General features: G+C 41.9%; 6 protein-coding genes. All 6 read right to left on the bottom strand.

Going from position 1 to position 4,348, the window contains the following annotated elements:
- Nucleotides 1–63 precede the first annotated feature (63 nt).
- A complete protein-coding gene (rpsI, locus tag A3O17_RS06300; RefSeq protein WP_064213114.1) occupies nucleotides 64–456 on the bottom strand; it encodes a 30S ribosomal protein S9 in 393 nt (130 codons plus the stop codon).
- Nucleotides 457–472: 16 nt separating this feature from the next.
- Nucleotides 473–916 carry a 50S ribosomal protein L13 gene (gene rplM, locus A3O17_RS06295; protein WP_057826657.1) on the bottom strand — a complete coding sequence of 148 codons (444 nt, stop codon included), beginning with the start codon at nucleotides 914–916 and terminating at the stop codon, nucleotides 473–475.
- Between the two features lie 133 nt (nucleotides 917–1,049).
- Entirely contained in the window at nucleotides 1,050–1,802 is a 753-nt protein-coding gene (gene truA, locus A3O17_RS06290) for a tRNA pseudouridine(38-40) synthase TruA (RefSeq protein WP_064208335.1), read from the bottom strand.
- A 1-nt stretch (nucleotide 1,803) separates the two neighbouring features.
- Nucleotides 1,804–2,598 (bottom strand): energy-coupling factor transporter transmembrane component T family protein, encoded by a 795-nt coding sequence (locus tag A3O17_RS06285; protein ID WP_064213113.1) that lies wholly within the window; start codon nucleotides 2,596–2,598, stop codon nucleotides 1,804–1,806.
- Complete coding sequence (locus A3O17_RS06280; protein ID WP_064213112.1) at nucleotides 2,591–3,472, bottom strand: energy-coupling factor transporter ATPase; 882 nt, start codon at nucleotides 3,470–3,472, stop codon at nucleotides 2,591–2,593. The genes A3O17_RS06285 and A3O17_RS06280 overlap by 8 nt, the downstream gene beginning before the upstream one ends.
- A complete protein-coding gene (locus A3O17_RS06275) occupies nucleotides 3,448–4,278 on the bottom strand; it encodes an energy-coupling factor transporter ATPase (protein ID WP_064213111.1) in 831 nt (276 codons plus the stop codon). Before A3O17_RS06275 ends, A3O17_RS06280 begins: the two co-directional genes overlap by 25 nt.
- Between the last annotated feature and the right edge of the window lie 70 nt (nucleotides 4,279–4,348).

Genomic DNA, 4,348 nt, shown 5'->3' with positions numbered 1-4,348 from the left:
CTCTTGGTAGAAAAAAAGCCACGGATAAAATCCATGACTTTTGTTCGATAATATGAAGTAATATTAACGCTTTGAGAATTGTGAAGCCTTACGAGCTTTCTTAAGACCTGGTTTCCGACGTTCCTTCATCCGAGCGTCACGTGTTAATAAACCGCTCTTCTTTAATGCAGGACGGAAGTCTGGGTCAACTTGAAGTAAAGCACGTGCAATTCCGTGACGAGTTGCACCAGCTTGACCTGAGAAGCCACCACCATTAACGTTAACTAAAACATCGTATTGACCTTCTGTTTCAGTAACCTTAAATGGAGCGACCATAACTTCACGTAAGTTTGCAAATGGAATGTATTCTTCTGCTGGTTTACCGTTCATCGTGATTTTTCCTGAACCAGGAACTAAACGAACACGAGCAACGGAATTTTTACGACGGCCTGTGCCTTGATATTGTACTTGAGCCAATTTAAAATTCCTCCTACTAGATTAAGTTTGTGATGTCTAATACTTCTGGTTGTTGTGCTTCATGCTTGTGTTCTGCACCACGGTATACATGCAACTTCTTAAGTTGTTGCTTACCTAAAGTACCCTTTGGAAGCATGCCGCGAACTGACAATTCGATTAATTTTTCTGGATCTTTTTCACGGTAATCACCAGCTGTGCGTGCCTTCAATCCACCTGGATGCAATGTGTGGTGGTAGTATACTTTCTTTTCGGCTTTCTTACCTGTTAATGCTACCTTATCAGCATTGATAACAATCACAAAGTCACCTGTATCAACGTTTGGTGTAAATTGTGGCTTGTTCTTACCACGTAAAACTGAAGCAACGACTGTAGATAAACGTCCCAAAGGAACATCTGTAGCATCTACGACATACCATTTACGTTCTACTTCACCTGGTTTTGCAATATATGTTGTACGCACGGTTAATTCCTCCATCTTTTATGCTTGTTTGACATACAATAGTTTTAACGGGGCTATTGTGGGGCAAACAATACCAAGTACTATATTACGATTAATCCCTATATTAGTCAATATTTCAAAGAAATTTTATCTTCTAATCGTAATAGACCTCTTTCAAATATAATCCTGAAGCCGGGGCCGTTTCCCGCGCCTCATTCCGGTCTTTAACTTCGTATAACCTTAAAAAATCGTGAACTGGGCGCTTGCCCCGCCCAATCTCAAGCAGCGTGGCAACCATAATTCGAACTTGATTATACAAAAAGCCACTTCCTGCAAATTCAAAAATCAATTCATTTTGAGCTTCGTCCCGCCGAACAGTCGCATCATAAATCGTTCGGACATGACTTTTAACATTGCTGCCCGATGCACAAAAACTCGTAAAATCATGGGTCCCAATCACGTCCGGCAATGCGGCCTTGATTTTTTCAAGGTCGACCGGATACTTATAATGGCCCGTGTAATTTCGTTTAAACGGATCAACAAAATAACTCTGACTAACCCGATACATATACCGTTTGCCATGGGTCGTGAACCGGGCATGAAAATCGTCCGGCACAATTTCGCAATCGACCACAACACAGTCCAACGGCAGCATACTGTTCAACGCCTTCAGCATGCTATCAGCACTCATTTCATGCGGAAAGTCAAAATGAACAACTTGTCCCAGCGCATGAACCCCTGAATCAGTTCGCCCAGAACCGAAAATCGGAATGAACTCATCCTTTTTACTCATCTTATTTACGGCGCGCTCAAGAACTGATTGCACCGTTCGTTGATGAGGCTGCGATTGAAACCCAGCAAAATTCGTTCCGTCATATGCAATTGTAATTTTATATCTCTTTGTCATCTTAACCTCTCAGTAACATTAATCCGCCCGTTAACGCTAAAAACACAACGATTCCGACCGTATCAGCCAAATGCCAATGCTGTTGCCGGTACTTTGTTCGGTTCGGTCCTCCTTGATAACCACGAGCTTCCATTGCAACCGCCAAATCTTCAGCGCGTTTGATCGAGTTAACAAATAACGGAATTAGAATTGGAATCAGCATTTTGGCCTGCTTAAACAAGTTTCCTTCACCAAAATTGACTCCCCGCGCACGTTGGGCATTAATAATTTTTTGCGTTTCATCCATTAAGGTTGGAACAAACCTTAATGCAATTGAAATCATCAGGGCGATTTCATCGACCGGAACTTTAATTTTCCGTAACGGCGCCATCAAGGATTCAAGACCGTCAGCAATTTCCAACGGGGTCGTCGTAACCGTCAGTAACGTTGACATCACCACGATCAAAACGATTCGACAAAAAATATAAATTGAATTAATAATTCCAAAACTTGTCAGCTTGAATGGCCCCCATTGCCAATAAACCGTTCCTCCACTTGTGAAGAAAAGCTGCAACAAAACCGTAATCAAAATTAAGCCGATCAATGGCCGGATACCTTTAATAAAAAAGCTCATTTTGATTTTGGAAAGCAACACGCAAGCAAGGGTAAAAATCCCCAACAAAGCGTATGTTTGCCAGTTATTGCACAGAAAAACGATCACAATAAAGTATAAACTGAGAATTAATTTTGCCCGTGAATCCATTCGGTGAATTATCGAATCACCATCAATATACCTTCCGAGAATAATATTACTCATCTTTCGCTCCTACCTGATTACATTCCTTCACCTTCGTTACCAATTGACGTGCCAATTCATCAACATTTAATGGTAAGCCATCCCACTGCATCCCTTTTTGCATTAACTGCGCTGCGAATTCAGCTGCTCGGGGTAATCCAAGGTGATGCTGATAAAGCCATTGCGGATCACTGAAAAATTCTTGTTTGCTTTGCGCGGCAATCAACTTCCCCCGCTCAAGGGCAATTACCTGATCAGCATAATTCGCAACGTCATCCATGTTGTGGGTTACAATGAGAATCGTCATTTGTTCACTTTCATGCAACTGCTTAAAAGTCCCCATTGTTTCGCGCTTTCCAACCGGATCTAATCCGATCAGCGGTTCGTCTAATACCAGAATTTGCGGCTCCATTGCTAAAATTCCAGCAAGGGCAACCCGGCGCATCTGCCCGCCTGAAAGTTCAAATGGTGAACGTTCAAGCAACTGATCGTCAATTCCGACCAGTTTTGCTTTTGCCCGGGCAAGATCTTCAGCTTCAGATTCACTTTTTCCAAAATTTTTCGGTGCAAACGCAATGTCTTTCAAAACCGTTTCTTCAAATAATTGGTTTTCAGAAAATTGAAAAAGAATCCCGACTTGATGCCGTAAATCATCAAGTTCTTTATTTTTCGTTTGCGGCGTGATCAGCTGATCATTAATTTGAATTTCACCCGCCGTTGGTTTAAGTAGTCCGTTTAAATGCTGAATAAACGTTGATTTTCCGCTTCCAGTATGGCCAACCAGAGCCGTAAAACTCCCATCTTCGATCTTAACTGAAATATCGTCAAGGGCCTGCTGTTCAAATGGCGTTCCTGCCTGATAAGTATAACTTACATGTTTGAATTCAATTGCCATAATTTTGCTACCATTTCTTTTTCGTCTAATGTTTCATCATCTGTTAATTCAGCTAATCCATTTTCCTGAAGTTTAAGTTTCAGCTTTTCAACAAACGGTAAATCAAGTCCTAAATCCATTAACTGATCTCGCTTTTGATAAACTTCAGTTGGGCGCCCTTGCATCCGAATCTTGCCCTGATCAAGAACAATGACCTGATTAGAGAAAACCGTCTCATCAATATCATGTGTAATCGCAATGACCGTAAAATGAAACCGATCCTTAAGCCGGCGAATCAATTGAATCAAATCCCGTCGCCCTTCAGGATCAAGCATGCTGGTGGCCTCGTCTAAAATGATGATTTGCGGACGAATTGCTAAAATTCCAGCAATTGCGACCCGTTGCTTTTGTCCGCCGGAAAGTTTTGAAGGCTCATGCTTCGCAAACTCTGCCATTCCAACCGCTTCAAGCGATTCGTTGACTCGCTTAACCATTTCATCATGACTGATCTGGCGGTTTTCTAGTCCGAAAGCAACATCATCTTCCACGTTCGCGCCCACAAATTGGTTATCAGGATTCTGAAAAACAACGCCGATCTGAGAGCGAATCTGCCATACATTCCGTTCATTAACTTCAAGTCCGTTAACGGTAATCGTTCCCGATTGGGCCTCAATTAACCCGTCAATCAACCGTGCAAGGGTGCTTTTCCCGCTTCCATTCCGTCCAATAATTGAGATCCATTGGTCTTTATCGATTTCAAGGTTCAGCGGTCCCAGCTTAAAATCATCGTATTCATATGTTAGCTCTTGAATTTGAATTAACGGCATTTCCCATTGTCCTCCGAAAATAATTACCTGTATTATATCATGAAAAACAAAGGGTCTATAACATTTAGTA

This window comes from Ligilactobacillus aviarius (assembly GCF_001654615.1).
Taxonomy (GTDB): domain Bacteria; phylum Bacillota; class Bacilli; order Lactobacillales; family Lactobacillaceae; genus Ligilactobacillus; species Ligilactobacillus aviarius_B.
This window is presented reverse-complemented; position numbering and strand designations above follow the sequence as displayed.

Bases quoted from the DNA above. Each gene is read 5' to 3' on its own strand.
- A3O17_RS06275 (WP_064213111.1), bottom strand. From the start codon at position 4,278: ATGCCGTTAATTCAAATTCAAGAGCTAACATATGAATACGATGATTTT.
- A3O17_RS06280 (WP_064213112.1), bottom strand. From the start codon at position 3,472: ATGGCAATTGAATTCAAACATGTAAGTTATACTTATCAGGCAGGAACG.
- A3O17_RS06285 (WP_064213113.1), bottom strand. From the start codon at position 2,598: ATGAGTAATATTATTCTCGGAAGGTATATTGATGGTGATTCGATAATT.
- truA (WP_064208335.1), bottom strand. From the start codon at position 1,802: ATGACAAAGAGATATAAAATTACAATTGCATATGACGGAACGAATTTT.